At 57.4% G+C, this 15,771-nt stretch carries 17 protein-coding genes; 10 read left to right on the top strand and 7 right to left on the bottom strand.

The window, feature by feature from the left end; all coding sequences use genetic code 11:
- The first annotated feature begins 685 nt into the window (after window positions 1-685).
- Window positions 686-1,411, top strand: coding sequence for a DNA repair protein RecO (recO, locus tag ACR0BZ_RS19195; protein WP_480921023.1), 726 nt, complete (start codon window positions 686-688; stop codon window positions 1,409-1,411).
- Here the strand turns inward: recO and ACR0BZ_RS19200 are convergent.
- The 3 genes from ACR0BZ_RS19200 to ACR0BZ_RS19210 all read right to left on the bottom strand — a co-directional run bounded on the left by ACR0BZ_RS19200 (window position 1,395) and on the right by ACR0BZ_RS19210 (window position 4,325).
- Window positions 1,395-1,787 carry an META domain-containing protein gene (locus ACR0BZ_RS19200; protein WP_480921024.1) on the bottom strand — a complete coding sequence of 131 codons (393 nt, stop codon included), beginning with the start codon at window positions 1,785-1,787 and terminating at the stop codon, window positions 1,395-1,397. The genes recO and ACR0BZ_RS19200 overlap by 17 nt on opposite strands.
- Before the next feature lie 40 nt (window positions 1,788-1,827).
- Window positions 1,828-2,382, bottom strand: coding sequence for a hypothetical protein (locus tag ACR0BZ_RS19205; protein WP_480921025.1), 555 nt, complete (start codon window positions 2,380-2,382; stop codon window positions 1,828-1,830).
- Window positions 2,383-2,633: 251 nt separating this feature from the next.
- Complete coding sequence (locus ACR0BZ_RS19210) at window positions 2,634-4,325, bottom strand: acyl-CoA dehydrogenase family protein (RefSeq protein WP_480921026.1); 1,692 nt, start codon at window positions 4,323-4,325, stop codon at window positions 2,634-2,636.
- Window positions 4,326-4,469: 144 nt separating this feature from the next.
- Between ACR0BZ_RS19210 and ACR0BZ_RS19215 the strand changes: the two genes are divergently transcribed.
- Window positions 4,470-5,234: a sulfite exporter TauE/SafE family protein gene (locus ACR0BZ_RS19215; RefSeq protein WP_480483751.1), complete on the top strand. Its 765-nt coding sequence runs from the start codon at window positions 4,470-4,472 to the stop codon at window positions 5,232-5,234.
- A 4-nt stretch (window positions 5,235-5,238) separates the two neighbouring features.
- Here ACR0BZ_RS19215 and ACR0BZ_RS19220 read toward each other — a convergent pair whose 3' ends face one another.
- From ACR0BZ_RS19220 to ACR0BZ_RS19230, 3 genes are all read right to left on the bottom strand, one after another.
- Complete coding sequence (locus ACR0BZ_RS19220; protein ID WP_267364195.1) at window positions 5,239-5,784, bottom strand: hypothetical protein; 546 nt, start codon at window positions 5,782-5,784, stop codon at window positions 5,239-5,241.
- Window positions 5,785-5,817: 33 nt separating this feature from the next.
- Window positions 5,818-6,135: a hypothetical protein gene (locus ACR0BZ_RS19225; protein WP_480921027.1), complete on the bottom strand. Its 318-nt coding sequence runs from the start codon at window positions 6,133-6,135 to the stop codon at window positions 5,818-5,820.
- A gap of 349 nt (window positions 6,136-6,484) precedes the next feature.
- A complete protein-coding gene (locus ACR0BZ_RS19230; protein WP_480832637.1) occupies window positions 6,485-8,083 on the bottom strand; it encodes a phosphoenolpyruvate carboxykinase in 1,599 nt (532 codons plus the stop codon).
- Between the two features lie 345 nt (window positions 8,084-8,428).
- Between ACR0BZ_RS19230 and ACR0BZ_RS19235 the strand changes: the two genes are divergently transcribed.
- From ACR0BZ_RS19235 to ACR0BZ_RS19265, 7 genes are read left to right on the top strand one after another with little or no spacing between them, the layout of a single operon-like run.
- A complete protein-coding gene (locus ACR0BZ_RS19235) occupies window positions 8,429-9,133 on the top strand; it encodes a response regulator transcription factor (protein WP_267364197.1) in 705 nt (234 codons plus the stop codon).
- Between the two features lie 31 nt (window positions 9,134-9,164).
- Window positions 9,165-10,883 carry an ATP-binding protein gene (locus tag ACR0BZ_RS19240; protein WP_480921028.1) on the top strand — a complete coding sequence of 573 codons (1,719 nt, stop codon included), beginning with the start codon at window positions 9,165-9,167 and terminating at the stop codon, window positions 10,881-10,883.
- A gap of 3 nt (window positions 10,884-10,886) precedes the next feature.
- Window positions 10,887-11,357, top strand: a complete 471-nt coding sequence (locus ACR0BZ_RS19245; protein WP_480473855.1) for an HPr kinase/phosphorylase — start codon at window positions 10,887-10,889, stop codon at window positions 11,355-11,357.
- Window positions 11,354-12,235, top strand: a complete 882-nt coding sequence (rapZ, locus tag ACR0BZ_RS19250; RefSeq protein WP_480473854.1) for an RNase adapter RapZ — start codon at window positions 11,354-11,356, stop codon at window positions 12,233-12,235. The genes ACR0BZ_RS19245 and rapZ overlap by 4 nt, the downstream gene beginning before the upstream one ends.
- Window positions 12,232-12,624, top strand: coding sequence for a PTS sugar transporter subunit IIA (locus ACR0BZ_RS19255; protein WP_209506320.1), 393 nt, complete (start codon window positions 12,232-12,234; stop codon window positions 12,622-12,624). The genes rapZ and ACR0BZ_RS19255 overlap by 4 nt, the downstream gene beginning before the upstream one ends.
- Window positions 12,625-12,640: 16 nt before the next feature.
- Entirely contained in the window at window positions 12,641-12,910 is a 270-nt protein-coding gene (locus tag ACR0BZ_RS19260; protein ID WP_209506323.1) for an HPr family phosphocarrier protein, read from the top strand.
- A 40-nt stretch (window positions 12,911-12,950) separates the two neighbouring features.
- Window positions 12,951-13,850 carry a lysophospholipid acyltransferase family protein gene (locus ACR0BZ_RS19265; protein WP_480494611.1) on the top strand — a complete coding sequence of 300 codons (900 nt, stop codon included), beginning with the start codon at window positions 12,951-12,953 and terminating at the stop codon, window positions 13,848-13,850.
- A gap of 47 nt (window positions 13,851-13,897) precedes the next feature.
- Here ACR0BZ_RS19265 and ACR0BZ_RS19270 read toward each other — a convergent pair whose 3' ends face one another.
- Complete coding sequence (locus ACR0BZ_RS19270; protein WP_209506328.1) at window positions 13,898-14,773, bottom strand: 3-hydroxybutyryl-CoA dehydrogenase; 876 nt, start codon at window positions 14,771-14,773, stop codon at window positions 13,898-13,900.
- 165 nt (window positions 14,774-14,938) lie between these two features.
- Here ACR0BZ_RS19270 and ACR0BZ_RS19275 point away from each other — a divergent pair, with 165 nt between their 5' ends.
- Window positions 14,939-15,742: a DUF6473 family protein gene (locus ACR0BZ_RS19275; protein ID WP_480921029.1), complete on the top strand. Its 804-nt coding sequence runs from the start codon at window positions 14,939-14,941 to the stop codon at window positions 15,740-15,742.
- Window positions 15,743-15,771 lie beyond the last annotated feature (29 nt).

A 15,771-nucleotide genomic window follows, 5' to 3' on the forward strand; every position in this document is an offset into this window, starting at 1 on the left:
GAATTCGTCCGTCCGTTTCAGTCCCATAGTTCGTCTCCTTTGTTGCAATAAATGCTATCAAAGGAGCGGCATCAAACCGCGACACGTCCACTAAATGGAAAAGTCTCATCATATTCGAAGACTACGTCGATATTACTGCCGAGCTCCTCGAACCCAGAACAACTCAAACGTATTCGTTTTTGCTGAGCATCTTCGGTATTTGCAGATGGAACTAGAACAACTTCTGGGCTCTTTTCTAGCGCAGCATATGGGTATGCGATGATCCTACCGTCTTCATCGAATGGGTTTTCCCCAAAATGGTACGGCGTTTCGACACACCCGCGGTAATCATCAGGAACGCTTAAGGTTAACCCGTTGTCAGCAACGGCAGGTGAGGTCAAAAAGCTTGCTAGGCCTAAGCTCATTGCTAACAGGGATGTTCTCGTAAGGATTTGATTCACCTAAATGCTTCCAATTCCAAGTTGCCTCAACTTTGTGCCGCGTCTTGGAACTGACATCAACCTCAGCTCTGCAGTCGAAAGCATGCTTATCAAGGTCGGCTTTGTCCGCATAGATGCCCAGTCCCCTGCCGTCGGACCAAGCGATTCACGTATCTTTCCGCGTTTGATGTGCAAAACCATTGCAGAACGGAACCCTTCACGATTTTCTGGGAACACTACAACTTAATCACCGACAGGACTCCGAATTGGACTGGCGCGATCACGGCATCCTACTGACCTCTCGCCGCCACGGCGAAACCTCGGCGATTATCGAGGTCTTTACCGAATCCCACGGGCGTCATGCCGGTGTGGTGCGGGGCGGGACCAGCCGCAAGATCGCACCCATCCTGCAACCCGGCGCGCAGCTGGATGTGCTGTGGCGCGCGCGGCTGGAAGAACATATCGGCACCTTTCAGGTCGAACCCCTGCGCTCGCGCGCGGCGGCGGCGTTTTCCGGGCGGCTGGCCCTGTCCGGGCTGAACGCCGTCGTGTCGCTTTTGTCCTTCTGCCTGCCCGAACGAGAGGCGCACCCGGCGCTCTATACCCGGACCGAGCGGTTGATGGACCTGTTGGGACAGGATGAGATCTGGCCGCTGGCCTACCTGCGATGGGAACTGGCGTTGCTGGACGAGCTTGGCTTTGGCCTTGATCTGACCGCCTGCGCCGCGACCGGCACAACCGAGGAGCTGGTCTATGTGTCGCCCAAGACCGGGCGCGCCGTCAGTGTCAAAGGGGCGGGGGAATGGGCAGACAAGCTGTTGCCGCTGCCGCCCTGCCTGCGGGGCGAAGGCACCGCGCCGGATGCCGAGATTGCGCAGGCTTTGCGCACAACCGGATATTTCCTGAACCATCGCGTCGCCCCCGCGCTGGGGCATAACCCACTGCCCGAGGCGCGCGCGCGGTTTGTGGATCAGGTCACTCGGCGGCTGTGAACACCATCTCGTGCCCGTCCTCATTTCGCAGGATCAGCACATCGCCCGACACTTCGGATTGGGTCATGGCCAAAAGGGCGGCGAAATAGACCCCTTCGGCCTCAAGCCCGGCGCAGGCGGCCCGCGTTGCTCTCAGGTCCTGAATTTCGAACCACGGGTAGGGCGCGTTCAGCGTGCCGTCATAGCCGTTGCAGGGGGCATTTCCGGCGATCCTGCCCTCTTCGGGGAACCGCAGCAGGGCGCTGGCGGCAAAGGGCTGTCCGTCGATCTCCTGCAACGCCCATGTCCGGTCTGCCGCGCCATAAGCGGCAACGGATTCATCCCTGTCGCATTGAAACAGGGCCATCAAAGGCAGGGTCAGGATCAGGCGTGTCATGGCAGGGTTCTAGCGTATCAGCCCTGTCGGCGAAACCGGGTCAGTAGGGCAAAGACCCATTCAGAAGTCGCTCGCGCACTTCCAGCCGGGGTGCCCAGTTGTATCGCGTATCCTCGCGCACCGGCGCCCAGAACAAGGCACCGCTGTTGCGCCAGGGGTCCAGGATAATGCCATCATACATCGTGTCCCCCTTGGCGCTGATCGATGCCGAATGGTGGATGATGCGCAGCGGGGTCGGCGGCGACGTGGCCCAATGCAAATCCAGCGTCCGGAAATTTTCCTGCCGCAGGCGTTTGGTCATCGCTTCGGCCCAGTCATTGCACAGGCCCTTTTCGCGGAACCCGTTGATGATCTTGGCGTTGTGGATGATCGCCGGGTCGGTGACATTCCAGTCCTGCTTCAGCTGCTGCGAATAGGCATAGGCAATCGTGGCCGCTTGCTGTGCCTCGGCCGGATCGACCTCCGCCCCAAGCCCCCGGATCGATTGCGCCAGCGCGTCCACATCACTCCGGCTCACCGTCGGCTGCGAGGTGGTGCAAGCCGCCAGAGCAAGAGCCGCAAGAACAGCACACATAGCAAGGAAAGGTCGGGTCATGCGTTATCCCAAAAGTTAATTGCGACGTCTCGTGTTCGGCTGATGCTCTACCGGTGAAAGGGGTGGGATCAAAGGGGAAGTTTTGAAACACGTGGGTCATTTGTGACCGTTACGCGGGCCACGAGGGGCGATGGTTTGCTTTGTACAAAACGTACTCTGCATGGTTCGGACCGCGTACAGATTGTACAAAACAGGAAAAAGACCCGGCGCAAGCGCCGGGCCAGTCGGGGAAACAGGACTGCCGGAATGGGTCACCCGAGCAGACGTCGTGCGATGACCTGTGCCTGAATTTCAGCAGCCCCTTCGAAAATGTTAAGGATACGCGCGTCACACAGAACGCGGCTGATCTTGTATTCCAGCGCAAAGCCGTTGCCGCCATGAATCTGCAACCCGTTGTCCGCCGCAGCCCAGGCCACACGCGCACCAAGCAGCTTGGCCATACCGGCCTCAAGGTCACAGCGCTGGCCGTGATCTTTTTCCCATGCGCTGAAATAGGTCAGCTGACGCGCGATCATGATTTCGACCGCCATCATCGCCAGCTTGCCGGACACGCGCGGGAAGTTGATCAGCGATTTTCCGAACTGCTTGCGGTCGATCGCATATTGCATGGCGATGTCCAGCGCACACTGTGCGACGCCGATGGCGCGGGCGGCGGTCTGGATGCGCGCGCTTTCGAAGGTTTCCATCAACTGCTTGAAACCTTTACCTTCTTCGCCGCCCAGCAGGTTCTCACCCTTGACGTGGAAGCCGTCAAAACCCAGCTCGTATTCCTTCATGCCGCGATAGCCCAGCACCTCGATCTCGCCACCGGTCATGCCGGGTGTGGGAAAGGGGTTCTCGTCAGTGCCCGGTGTCTTTTCCGCCAGGAACATGGACAGGCCGCGGTGGTCGGTGCTGTCGGGGTTGGTCCGCGCCAGCAGGGTCATCACATGGGTCCGCGCGGCGTGGGTGATCCAGGTCTTGTTGCCGGTTATCTTGTAATCGCCATTCGCGTCCTTGACCGCGCGCGTGCGCAGGCTGCCAAGGTCTGAACCGGTGTTAGGTTCCGTGAAAACGGCGGTCGGCAGGATCTCGGCACTGGCGATCTTTGGCAACCACTGTGCCTTTTGCGCGTCGGTGCCGCCCGCGATGATCAACTCGGCCGCAATCTCGGATCGGGTACCCAGCGAACCCACGCCGATATAGCCACGCGACAGTTCCTCGGACACCACGCACATCGACGCTTTGGACAGGCCAAACCCACCGAACTCCTCGGGGATGGTCAGACCAAAAACGCCCATTTCCGCCAGTTCTTCAATGATTTCCAACGGAATCAGTTCATCCTTCAGGTGCCAGTCATGCGCGTTTGGTTCGACCTTTTCCTGCGCGTAGCGGCGGAACTGGTCCCGGATCATCTCAAGCTCTTCATCCAGACCGGACGCGCCGAACATCGTAGCTCCGGCCTGATCCTGCATCAGCGCAACCAGACGGCTACGTGCGGCCTGAGAATTGGCCCGTGCCATCAGGGTCTGCACTTCGGTCGACTGAAAGCCCGACAGCGCGTCCCAGCCAAGACCCATATCCTGAAGACGCACCACCTCGCCCTGGTTCATCGGAATTCCGCCCGCGACCTGGTGCAGATATTCGCCAAAGGCTATCTGGTGCAGCAACTGCTCGATCTCGCCAAATTTACCATCGGCTTGCAGCGCTTCTGCCCAGCGCTGCATCTGTTGCAGCGACTGCGAATATGTCGCCAGCCAGGCCAGACCATGCGCGGCGGTCTGATTTGCTTCGATCAATGCGCCAGAAACCCGGCCCTCAGCAGTCACCATGCCACGCACGGATGCGCGGGCTTTTTCAAAAACGGCGTCCACAGCAGGCACGGCGGCCCGCGTTAAATCCAGAAGATCGGGCAAAACAGCATCAGTTGTCATTTGGGTCATATCCTGTCCGTCATGGGCCATGAATCGCGTCCTTTCCTCGGTCGTCTGGTCATATCATGCTGCACGTGCAGCGCAACAAAAATACTCAATTTGCTGCTAGAAAGTTCAAAAATTACCTTATCATTTTTGCAATGCAGAAGAAAATCCAGATGATATCTAGAAGGCATGGACCTGTTTTCCCTTCTGTCGCCGCAAGAGCTGTTACTTGCCATCGCCGTCGCCTTTGCCGCCGGATGGGTCAAGGGCATGGTTGGATTTGCCATGCCCATGGTGTTTGTATCTGGCCTGAATTCGTTTCTGCCACCGGATCTGACCCTGGCAGGGCTTATTCTGCCGACCCTTGTCACCAACGGCGTTCAGGCTTTTCGCGGGGGCGCTAGCGCCGCACTCAGCTCTATTCGACGATTTCGGGTGTTCCTGGTCGTTGGCGGTATTTTTCTGGTGCTGAGCGCACAGCTGGTTACGCTGGTGCCCGGCTCGGTCTTCCTGCTGCTGATCGGTGCATTCGTGTCCTTCTTCGCCCTTGTGCAGGTTCTGGGCGTCAGGCTGGTGCTACATCATCCATCAACCGGTGTTGAGGCTATTGTTGGCGGCGTCGCCGGGTTCGTGGGTGGCATGTCGGGCATCTGGGGTCCCCCCACAGTTGCTTATCTGACGGCTTTGAATACCCCGAAGGCCGAGCAGATCCGAATTCAGGGCGTCATCTATGGATTGGGGGCGGTCATGTTACTGGCCGCGCATGTCTGGTCCGGTTTTCTGCGGGTGCAAACGGTTCCGTTTTCAGTAATACTGATCTTTCCTGCCATGCTTGGCATGTGGGTTGGTTTGAAATTGCAGGATCGCATCGATCAGGCCAGCTTTCGCAAGGCGACGCTGTTCGTTTTACTGGTAGCGGGATTGAACCTGCTGCGGCGTGGCCTGATGGGCTGAGGTGCTAGCCCGGTCGCCTGTCTGCAAACCGGAACGCGAAATACAGACCCAGCATCAGAAAGAACAGGCCCGAGATGTCGCCGATAAGGAAGGCGATGTACTCAACCGTTGCACTGCCAAAGACCAGATTGGTCAGGCCAGAGACCAGAATGGATGTGGCTATGCCCACGCCCATAACGCAAATCCAGCAGGGTTTGCGGTTCGGGTTGGGGAACAGGTCCCATCCGACGGCCTTGAGCAGATAGAAAACCGCAGGAACTGTCAGAACCGCGACAGCAATTGCCAGCAGGCGGGTGGGCAGGAAAACATCCGTTCCCGCCAGATAAGCAAAGACGATGAACACACCCGGCAGCAACGCAAATACCGCACGCCACCCCAGCAGCCAGGCCGACAGGACCCGCACGCCATGCGGCAAAAACAGCAGGCTCGCCCGGCTTGGGTATTCCGGAAAAAACACGTTCTGCATTGGCATCAGCACGGCGAAGGTCAGTATCGACGCCAGCACATAAGCCAGTGAAGCCGCAAGGGTGTCAGTCGCCCAGCCGCGCATTGCGATCACATCACCGTGCGCGCACGGGGCGCGTCATCTGGGGGCATGAACGATGTACCGCCCGCGATTGGCGCTGCCGCTTTGCGAAAGATAGCCTTTTTCGACCAGCGATTTCAGCGCGCGGAAAAAAGTTGGGCGTGAAATGCTTTGGACCAAAGTATGCTCGATCAAACCGAACGTACGCACTTCCTGAGTGGATTTTGAAAGCTCTTCCGCGGCGTAATAGATGTCGCGCTCAACCGGAGATAGTTTTTCCAGCCCAAGCGTCCGCTCCATGCTTTGCATCAATTTGCGTAGTTCGGTGAGTTTCGAGATTTCCGTCATGGTGTTACCTGTAGTTTTCTGTGCCAACCGCCGCCTGTCCGCGACCATTTGAACCACGCTGATCGCAATACTAACCAACCAGTCCCATGTTGACACTCATCCCCGTTTACTTAGACTAGAAGCCTGATTAGGTTGCTCAATCCAGCGTTGTGAGTGTGCGCATATGAGCTTCCATAAAGTCCTTTCAGTCAGTGCCCGGCGCGAATGTGCCGGGCTTTTTCGTCTCAACAGTAAATATGCCTAGCGCAGATCGCACTTTGAAACAACGCACTTGTGTGTGCTTTTAACGACATACAACTATAAGATGAGTATTCGGCGGACAGCAAAAAAGCTACGGATCGGCAAAAAGAAAGGGGCCTGACGGCCCCTTTTTCGTTTATCCGATTGCGACGGCTTTGATGTCGTCGTCAATGAACGGCAGATACTGCTCAAAGTTCTCGGCAAACATCTGCACCAGTTTCTCGGCCTGCTTGTCGAATGCGGCCTGATCATCCCAGGTCCGACGCGGGTCAAGCAGAACTTCGGGGACGCCCGGAACAGAGACGGGAACGTCAAAGCCGAAATTGGCGTCCTTGCGGAACTCGGCGTCGCGCAGTGAACCATCCAGCGCTGCGGTCAGCAGGGCGCGGGTGGCCTTAATCGGCATCCGGCTGCCGACACCATAGGCGCCACCGGTCCAGCCTGTATTGACCAGCCAGCAGGTCGCGCCGTGCTGGGCGATCTTGTCGCGCAGCAGGTTGCCGTAGACTTCCGGGCGACGCGGCATGAACGGCGCACCAAAGCAGGTCGAGAAGGTGGGTTGCGGTTCTGTAACGCCACGCTCGGTCCCCGCCACCTTTGACGTGAAGCCCGACAGGAAGTGATACATTGCCTGTGCAGGCGTCAGCCGCGCGATCGGAGGCAGTACACCAAAGGCATCGCAGGTCAGCATGATGATGTTCTTCGGATGACCACCCAGCGCGCTTTTCGAGGCGTTCGAGATATACTCAAGCGGATAGGCGCAACGCATGTTCGCTGTCAGCGAGTCGTCGTCGAAATCCAGTTTCTTGGTCTCGGGGTCAAAGACCATGTTTTCGATCACGGTGCCGAATTTCGAGGTGGTCGCATAAATTTCCGGCTCGGCTTCGGCGTTCAGGTTGATGGTCTTGGCATAGCAGCCGCCTTCGAAGTTGAAGGTGCCCCGATCCGACCAGCCGTGCTCGTCATCTCCGATCAGCGTGCGCGAAGGATCAGCGGACAGGGTTGTCTTGCCGGTGCCGGACAGACCAAAGAACACGGCGGTATCGACCGCGTTTCCGACAGCATGGTTGGCCGAGCAGTGCATCGGCATCACGCCTTTTTCCGGCAGCATGTAGTTCAGCAGGGTAAAGACGGATTTCTTGTTCTCGCCCGCATATTCGGTGCCGCCGATCAGAATCAGCTTGCGGTCGAAGTTCAGCGCAATAACCGTCTCGCTACGGCAGTTATGTTTGGCCGGGTCAGCCTGAAAGCTGGGGCAGTTGATGATGGTGAAGTCCGCGGTGAACTCGTCCAGATCCTCGCGATCCGGGCGACGCAGCAGGTGACGGATGAACAGGTTGTGCCAGGCAAGCTCGGTCACCATGCGCACGTTGATCGCGTAGGTCGGATCGGCACCACCGACGAGATCCTGCACGAAATAGTCGCGGCCTTTCATATGGGCCAGCATGTCTTGGTAGAGGGCGTCAAATCCCTCGGGGGTCATCTCGGCATTGTTTTCCCACCAGACAGTGTCAGCCACGCTGCTGGTTTTGACGACGTGCTTGTCCTTGGGCGATCGACCGGTGAACTTGCCAGTGGTGACCAGAAAGGCACCGCCATTCCCAAGTGTACCTTCGCCGCGCTTCAGCGCTTCTTCGATCAGCGCCGGTTCCATGAAGTTATAATAGACATTGCCCAGACCCTCGATGCCCTGATCCTCGAGGCGGAATTGCGGGTTAACCCGTCCAGATGTCATGTGTATCTTCTCCTGTGGCGGCGCGGAGGCTTTGGGCCCTGAGGCGCCTTTGGGGCAGTGTACCGGCAAAACCGGCGGTTGGGCGCGTCTTACCACGGTCGTTCAGGACATGAACAGGCGGGTTTGACGCAGTTAGCGCAACCAAGTTCGGGTTTAGCGCCATCACAAATTCAATGACCGAGAACCGGGCATATTTTTGCGGGCATAAAGGCAAATTTGCCGCAGACCTGCCGCAACAAAGGCACGATTCGCAGTTACGGATTGATTCGGCGTCTTAAAACCGCCAACAATGCCTTACAAATAAGCGAATTATTGCGCGAGTGAGCAGGAATAGGGGTGAGCCCGATGTCAAAGATTGCACTTGTGGATGACGATAGAAACATTCTGACGTCTGTATCCATGACACTCGAAGCCGAAGGTTTCGAGGTTGAAACTTATAATGATGGCCAGGCCGCGTTGGATGCGTTCAACAAAAAGCTGCCTGATATGGCCGTACTCGATATAAAGATGCCGCGAATGGATGGCATGGATCTGCTGCAACGGCTGCGTCAGAAAACGCAGATGCCGGTGATTTTTCTGACCTCGAAAGATGATGAAATCGACGAGGTTCTGGGTCTGCGCATGGGCGCGGATGACTATGTGAAAAAGCCCTTCTCGCAACGGTTGCTGGTTGAGCGCATCCGCGCTCTGCTGCGTCGGCAAGAAGCAACAAGCGGCGACGCGATTGCGGCCAATAGCAACGACACAAAGGTTATGGAACGCGGCGACTTGCGGATGGACCCGCTGCGCCATGCGGTCAGCTGGAAAGGGAATGATGTATCCCTGACCGTGACCGAATTCCTGCTTCTTCAGGCACTTGCCCAGCGTCCGGGTTTCGTCAAAAGCCGCGACCAGCTGATGGATGTGGCCTATGATGATCAGGTTTATGTGGATGACCGGACGATCGACAGCCACATCAAGCGTCTGCGCAAGAAGATGCGCGCGGCTGATCCCGAGTTTTCGGCGATCGAAACCCTTTATGGTATCGGTTATCGGTACAACGAAGAATAGGCGCCACGCCAGCAAGGGGTAATGGGCTCTCGTGCGCGACACCGAAGCAGCCAGCGAACTACGTGACGGTGACGTCGTACTCGGGGATGACTGGGTCATTCCCGACGATACCGAGTCAGCGGAACTGAGGGAAAAGCGGTCCCAGAGAAACCTGTTTTCTCTGCGAGGCTCGCCTTTGGCGCGCAAGATCATCACCTTCAACCTGATCGCGCTGGTGATCCTGGTTACAGGATTGCTGTATCTGGACGATTCGCGGAAAGAGACGGTTCAGCAGACGGCGCGCAATCTGCTTGGCGATGCGCAGCTGGTCAGCAACGTCTTTGAAACCCAGCTGCGCCAGGGTGCGCAGCACACCGCGCAGGATGCTGGCAACCTCGACGTCAGAGATACGCTGTCAGGTTTGACACTTCCTGAAGGCGGGGAAGTCTTTGTCTATGACGCCAGTGGCACCCTGATTGGCTGGACACGCGGTGCCCCGCAAGTGTCGGCCATGCCGGTTCTTCTGCAAACCAATTCCGAGGTGCAAACCGGCAGCACGGTGATCAGCGACACGTTGAACGCGGTCTGGATCGGTGTGTCGAACCTTCTCAACTGGTCGACCGAGGTCGAGGCACCGACTCTGGCACAGCGGGTGCAGGGAATTATCCCACAGGCGCTGGCAGGTCAAAGGCAGGTTCAGGCAGTTCAGGACGCCGCAGGTGAGACCGTGATCGTAGCCGCTGCTCCGATTCTTTACGAGGATACCCCTGCCGGAGCAGTTGCCATCACAGGCCCCGCCGGTGAGATCGACGCACTGGCCCGCCGTGAGCAGGAGCGCATTCTGCAAATGTTCGTGGTGGCTTTGCTGGTTTCGGTGGGCCTGAGCCTTGTGCTGGCTTCGACCATCGCCAACCCATTGGCGGACCTGGCCGCAGCGGCCGAAATGGGTAAGGATCGGGGCACAGGGGTCAATCCGGGGCGCATTCGCATCCCTGATCTAAGCGCCCGTCCGGATGAAATCGGTCGCCTCAGCCGCGCTTTACGGGGCATGGTGACTGCTCTGTATAATCGGATCGACGCAAACGAACAGTTCGCCGCTGATGTCGCCCATGAAATCAAGAACCCCTTGGCCAGCCTGCAATCCGCTGTTGGCACGCTTCGCATGGTCAAGCGCGAAGATCAGCGCGACAAGCTGCTGGGTGTAATCGAACATGACGTTCGGCGCCTGGACCGGCTGGTCAGCGACATCTCGAACGCGTCACGTCTTGATGCGGAACTGGTTAAGGAAGAAGAGCAGCCCTTTGATCTGCTCAAGCTGATTGGCAATATCGGTCAATATCTGGGTGAGGACGCGCGGTCCAAGGGGATTGACTATATCACCGATCTGCCATCCGAACCGATTGTCATTAACGGGCTTGAGGCACGGCTGGCGCAGGTATTCGTCAATCTGATCACCAATGCCATTTCCTTCTGTGAAGAAAATGACGCGATCAGGGTCTGGGTGCGTCAGCGCGACAACCGTGTTCTTGTCGTGGTCGAAGACACCGGGCCGGGTATTCCGGAACAGGCCTTGACCAAAGTGTTCAAGCGATTCTATTCGCAACGCCCACCCGAGCATTTCGGCAACAATTCGGGGCTCGGTTTGGCCATCTCGAAACAGATTGTCGAAGCCCATGGCGGCGTAATCTGGGCTGAGAATATCCGCCCGACAGAGGCTGATATCACGTCAGACCCGCTGGGCGCGCGTTTTGTGGTGGGGTTGCCCGTTTAAACCATGCAAGCAGGTTCTCTGTCAGACGCCAAAGACCGGGACAGCGCTTGTGTTCATGCCTCATGTATAACAGTGGCCGGGCGCGGGCTGTTGATTGTCGGTGCCTCGGGCGCGGGAAAATCGGCATTGGCATTGCAGATGATGACCTATGGGGCAGGGCTGGTTGCGGATGATCGGGTCGAACTGTCAAGGCGGGGCCATCAGGTCATTGCCGCCGCCGTGCCGCAGATACAGGGTTTGATCGAGGCCCGTCACATTGGTTTGATCAAAGCGGATGCATTCGGACCGGTCCCTTTGGACTATGTTATGGACCTGGATCAAAACGAGCCGCAGAGGTTGCCTGCCGAGGCGACAATCGTGCTGCTGGGGCAAACTGTTCCCTTGCTTCGCGGGGCAGGCGTGCCCAACTTGGCCGCAGCGTTGATGCAGCTTCTGAAATATGGGCGTGTACACCCGGAATGGCCGAACAAATGACAGAGCAACGGCGGATCGTGTTGGTTACAGGCCCATCAGGGGCCGGAAGATCCACAGCCATTCATGTCCTGGAAGACCTGGGCTTTGAGGCTATCGACAACTTGCCGATGGGCCTGTTGCTGCGCCTACTGGACAGTGCGGACAGCGACCGCCCAATGGCGCTGGGCATTGACGCCCGCAATCGCGATTTCTCGACAATCGGGTTTATCGAACTGGCCGAAAGCCTGGGTCGCATGGCGCGGGTGGATTTGACCGTTCTGTATCTGGATTGCAGCGACGACGTGTTGGTGCGCCGGTTTTCGGAAACCCGCAGGCGGCACCCCGTTGCCAAGAATGCCAGCCCTGAGACCGGCGTTCAGCGTGAAAAAGAGCTGCTGGCCCCCATACGCGAGATTGCAGATACCCTGATCGATACAAGCCATCTGAACGTGCATCAGCTGCGGGAAGAAGTTGAAAACTGGTTTGCGCCCCAAGGGGGGCGACATCTGGCAGTTTCTATCGAGTCGTTTTCGTACAAGCGGGGCCTTCCGCGCGGGCTGGACATGGTCTTTGATTGCCGGTTTCTGGCAAACCCGTATTGGCGCCCCGAGTTGCGGGCGGCGGACGGGCGGCACTCGGACGTTGCGCGCTTTGTTCAATCGGATATGAATTACGCACCCTTTCTTGAACGTGTTATGGATTTGCTTACTTTGTTGCTGCCGGCCTTTCGGGCCGAAGGAAAAGCACATCTGTCGGTGGCTTTTGGATGCACGGGTGGGCAACACAGATCCGTCGCAATGGCAGAAGCTGTTGCAAAGGCCCTTGCAGAGGACGGGCAGCAGGTGGCAATTAGACATCGCGAGATGGAACGTCGGTCGTTGAGTGTGAGGTCGGATTGATCGGAATAGTGATCGTTGCGCATGGCGGTTTGGCCCAGGAATACCTGGCCGCCACACAGCATGTGGTCGGACCGCAGCCCGGCCTTGTGGCCATTGCGATCGAACCCGACCACGATAGGGATGAAAAACAGGCGGAAATCTGTCGTGCGGCTGACGAAGTGGATATGGGCGACGGTGTTGTCGTTGTAACCGACCTGTTCGGTGGCAGCCCTTCAAATCTCAGCCTGCGGGCCTGTGCGCCTCAGGATCGGCGGATATTGTATGGGGCAAACCTGCCAATGCTCATTAAATTGGCCAAAAGCCGCCACTTACCCGTTGGTGATGCTGTCCGTCAGGCAATGGAAGCTGGACGGAAATACATCAATGCGCAAAATGTGACATTGGACTAAAACCGGATTGATGAATATGACCACCCGAAGCCTGAAAATTATCAATGAAAAAGGTCTGCATGCCCGCGCATCGGCGAAGCTGGTCGAGGTTGTGGAAGGTTTCGACGCGCATGCCGAGGTGTCGAAGGACGGAATTTCTGCGTCAGGTGACAGTATTATGGGCCTTTTGATGTTGGCAGCATCACGCGGAACAACTATTGACGTCGAGACCTCCGGACCGGATGCTGAAGCATTGGCAGAAGCTCTGGAAGCGCTTGTGAACGACAAGTTCGGAGAGGGGTTCTAAGCTGCCCTTGCCGGGACAGGAAGAACGGGAAGACCAGGAATTGGCGGAAACGACGCACGAGACCAAGACACGCCCGGTGGTGGATGGGACCGCAGATCAGGGCGAGATCTACGACCGTAGAACTCTGACCTATGCGAACTCGTTCGACGATGCCTGGACTTCGACGGCCATTCGCGCCATCGAATGGTGCACGGGCAAGCTGACCATTCTGCGGATGGTCAACAAATTCGAGAAAAAGAACGAATTTTACCGGGGCCAGCGGTTCTGGGGCGGCGCGCTTGAGGTGATGGGGATTGACCTGACCACACCGCAAGAACAGATTGCCCGTATTCCAAAATCCGGCCCCGTCGTTGTCGTTGCCAACCACCCTCACGGAATGGTGGACGGTATGATTCTGGCCGAGTTGATAGGGCGGATCCGCAGTGATTATCGCATTCTGACCCGCTCGGTCCTGACGGGTCTTGATGAGGCCGCGACGTCTTTCATGATCCCGGTTCCGTTTCCGCATGACCCCGAAGCGCAGGCCAAGATGCTGGAAATGCGTGGCAAGGCGATGGACCATCTGAAAGACGGCGGTGTCGTGGCGCTGTTCCCGTCCGGTGTCGTCATGTCTTCGGATGACTGGTTTGGCCCCGCGGTCGAGCGCGAGTGGAATGTGTTCACCGCAAAAATGATCCGCCGTTCAGGCGCGCGTGTGGTGCCGATTTTCTTTCCCGGCAGCAACTCGCGCTGGTACCAGATCGCCAACAAACTGTCGCCGATCCTGCGGCAAGGCTTGTTGCTGCATGAAATCGTCCGCTCGTGCAAAAAACCGCAATCGCCGGTCATTGGCGATCCGATCTCGGATCAGGACATGGAACAGTTGGAGAGAGACCCGCGTGGTTTCATGACCTGGCTCAGAAACCATACACTGTCGCTGGGCAAGTCAGGCAAGTCCTGACCCGTGTTTTCATCTGACCGGTACCGTACCGGGCACGGGCGGTTTACTTAACGTGTCGGAACCGGCACCTCGCCGCGATAGTCATAGAAACCGCGTTGCGTCTTGCGCCCCAGCCATCCGGCCTCGACATATTTGGTCAATAGCGGGCAGGGGCGATACTTTGTATCAGCCAGACCATCATGCAAGACGTTCATGATGGCAAGACATGTGTCCAGCCCGATGAAATCCGCCAGTTCCAACGGCCCCATGGGGTGATTCGCACCCAGTTTCATCGATTGGTCGATGGATTGGACGCTTCCGACACCTTCATACAGCGTATAAACGGCTTCGTTGATCATCGGCATCAGGATGCGGTTAACGATGAAAGCCGGGAAATCTTCGGCGCTGGCAGCTGTTTTGCCCAACCGGTCCACGACCGCCTTGCAGGCTTTGAAGGTTTCCTCATCTGTTGCGATACCGCGGATCAGTTCCACCAATTGCATGATCGGAACCGGGTTCATGAAGTGGAAACCCATGAAACGTTCGGGCCGGTCGGTACGGCTGGCCAGACGCGTGATGGAAATGGACGACGTATTCGACGTCAGGATCGTATGCGGCAGGAGGTGCGGTTGCAGATCTTCGAAAATGGCCTGTTTGACCGTTTCCCGCTCGGTCGCGGCTTCGATCACCAGATCGGTCTGTCCCAGCTGCGGCAATTCAAGGGTGGTCGTAATACGCTTCAGGGCCGCCTGCATCGCATCGTCAGTGATCTTGCCACGTGATGCCTGACGCGCCATGTTGCCTTCGATCGTGGCCATTGCGCTGTTCAACGCATCCTGACTGACATCATTCAGCAAGACATCGTATTCCGCCAAAGCCAGAACATGGGCAATGCCGTTGCCCATCTGACCCGCGCCAATCACCCCGACCGATTTAACTTCCATGTTCAGCTGCCTTTGCCCTGGAGGATACCGGGACAGTATCGGCAGACCGGGGCGGGCGGCAAGGGGATCGAACCGGTCAATTTTGCTTCAAATGCGCGCATTAGGAGATTCTCAATACCTAAGGCCGCAAATTGGCAATTGGGTGAAAAATTTGGGGGGCTTGGTATGAGCTTTCATCGTGTAAGCAACGGCACAGAGGCCGCGTGCCAATATACAGGATCAAATCTGTGGTTTCGGTCGCCGCCCGGAAATCTTGATACGCCTTATGTGGCCTGCCTGGGTGGAGAAGAGACGTTTGGCCGGTTCGTGGAATATCCGTACCCGGCATTGCTAGCAAAAAGGTTGCCGAAACCTTGTATCAATTTTGGTAGCCTTTTTTGCGGGGCTGACGCGTTGCTTGCCGATCCGGGGGTATTAAACCTTGCCAACGGATCGGACCGTTGTGTGCTGCAAGTGCTGGACGTGCCCTGCCAGTCGAACAGGTTCTATCGCGTGCACCCGCGTCGGAATGATCGGTTTCTTGAACCTTCGCGCGATCTGCTGGATCTTTATCCCGAGGTCGATTTCACGGAAATCCACTTTGTCAGGCATTTGCTGGAACGGTTGCGCGCCATAAAGGACGCGCGCTTTGAGGTTGTGGCACAGGAGTTGCGAGAGACTTGGTTGCGCAACACATCCGAGCTGATACGCCGGATCAAGCCGGGGGTTGTTCTTCTCTGGCTGCATATACAGCGACAGGAGGACCGGCATCGCGATCTTGTCCTGCCCGACGCTGACATGATCGAACAGGTTCGACCGCTATGTGCCGATGTTGTGGAATGCTCGGTCAGTGTGTCCTCCTTGTCAGACGAGATCGAGGACGTGTTGTTCGGGACGCTGCAACAGCCTGTTGCCGAGCATATGCTTGGCCCCTCAGCGCATAGGGAGATTGCTTTGAAGCTTGAGGTGGCTTTGAGGGGATTGAATTGAAAAAGGCCCGCTTGGTTGCGGGCCTTTGG

This window comes from Ruegeria sp. P8 (genome assembly GCF_056534665.1).

Bases quoted from the DNA above. Each gene is read 5' to 3' on its own strand.
- ACR0BZ_RS19200 (WP_480921024.1), bottom strand. From the start codon at position 1,787: ATGACACGCCTGATCCTGACCCTGCCTTTGATGGCCCTGTTTCAATGC.
- ACR0BZ_RS19205 (WP_480921025.1), bottom strand. From the start codon at position 2,382: ATGACCCGACCTTTCCTTGCTATGTGTGCTGTTCTTGCGGCTCTTGCT.
- ACR0BZ_RS19210 (WP_480921026.1), bottom strand. From the start codon at position 4,325: ATGGCCCATGACGGACAGGATATGACCCAAATGACAACTGATGCTGTT.
- ACR0BZ_RS19215 (WP_480483751.1), top strand. From the start codon at position 4,470: ATGGACCTGTTTTCCCTTCTGTCGCCGCAAGAGCTGTTACTTGCCATC.
- ACR0BZ_RS19220 (WP_267364195.1), bottom strand. From the start codon at position 5,784: ATGCGCGGCTGGGCGACTGACACCCTTGCGGCTTCACTGGCTTATGTG.
- ACR0BZ_RS19230 (WP_480832637.1), bottom strand. From the start codon at position 8,083: ATGACATCTGGACGGGTTAACCCGCAATTCCGCCTCGAGGATCAGGGC.
- ACR0BZ_RS19235 (WP_267364197.1), top strand. From the start codon at position 8,429: ATGTCAAAGATTGCACTTGTGGATGACGATAGAAACATTCTGACGTCT.
- ACR0BZ_RS19245 (WP_480473855.1), top strand. From the start codon at position 10,887: ATGCAAGCAGGTTCTCTGTCAGACGCCAAAGACCGGGACAGCGCTTGT.
- rapZ (WP_480473854.1), top strand. From the start codon at position 11,354: ATGACAGAGCAACGGCGGATCGTGTTGGTTACAGGCCCATCAGGGGCC.
- ACR0BZ_RS19260 (WP_209506323.1), top strand. From the start codon at position 12,641: ATGACCACCCGAAGCCTGAAAATTATCAATGAAAAAGGTCTGCATGCC.
- ACR0BZ_RS19270 (WP_209506328.1), bottom strand. From the start codon at position 14,773: ATGGAAGTTAAATCGGTCGGGGTGATTGGCGCGGGTCAGATGGGCAAC.
- ACR0BZ_RS19275 (WP_480921029.1), top strand. From the start codon at position 14,939: ATGAGCTTTCATCGTGTAAGCAACGGCACAGAGGCCGCGTGCCAATAT.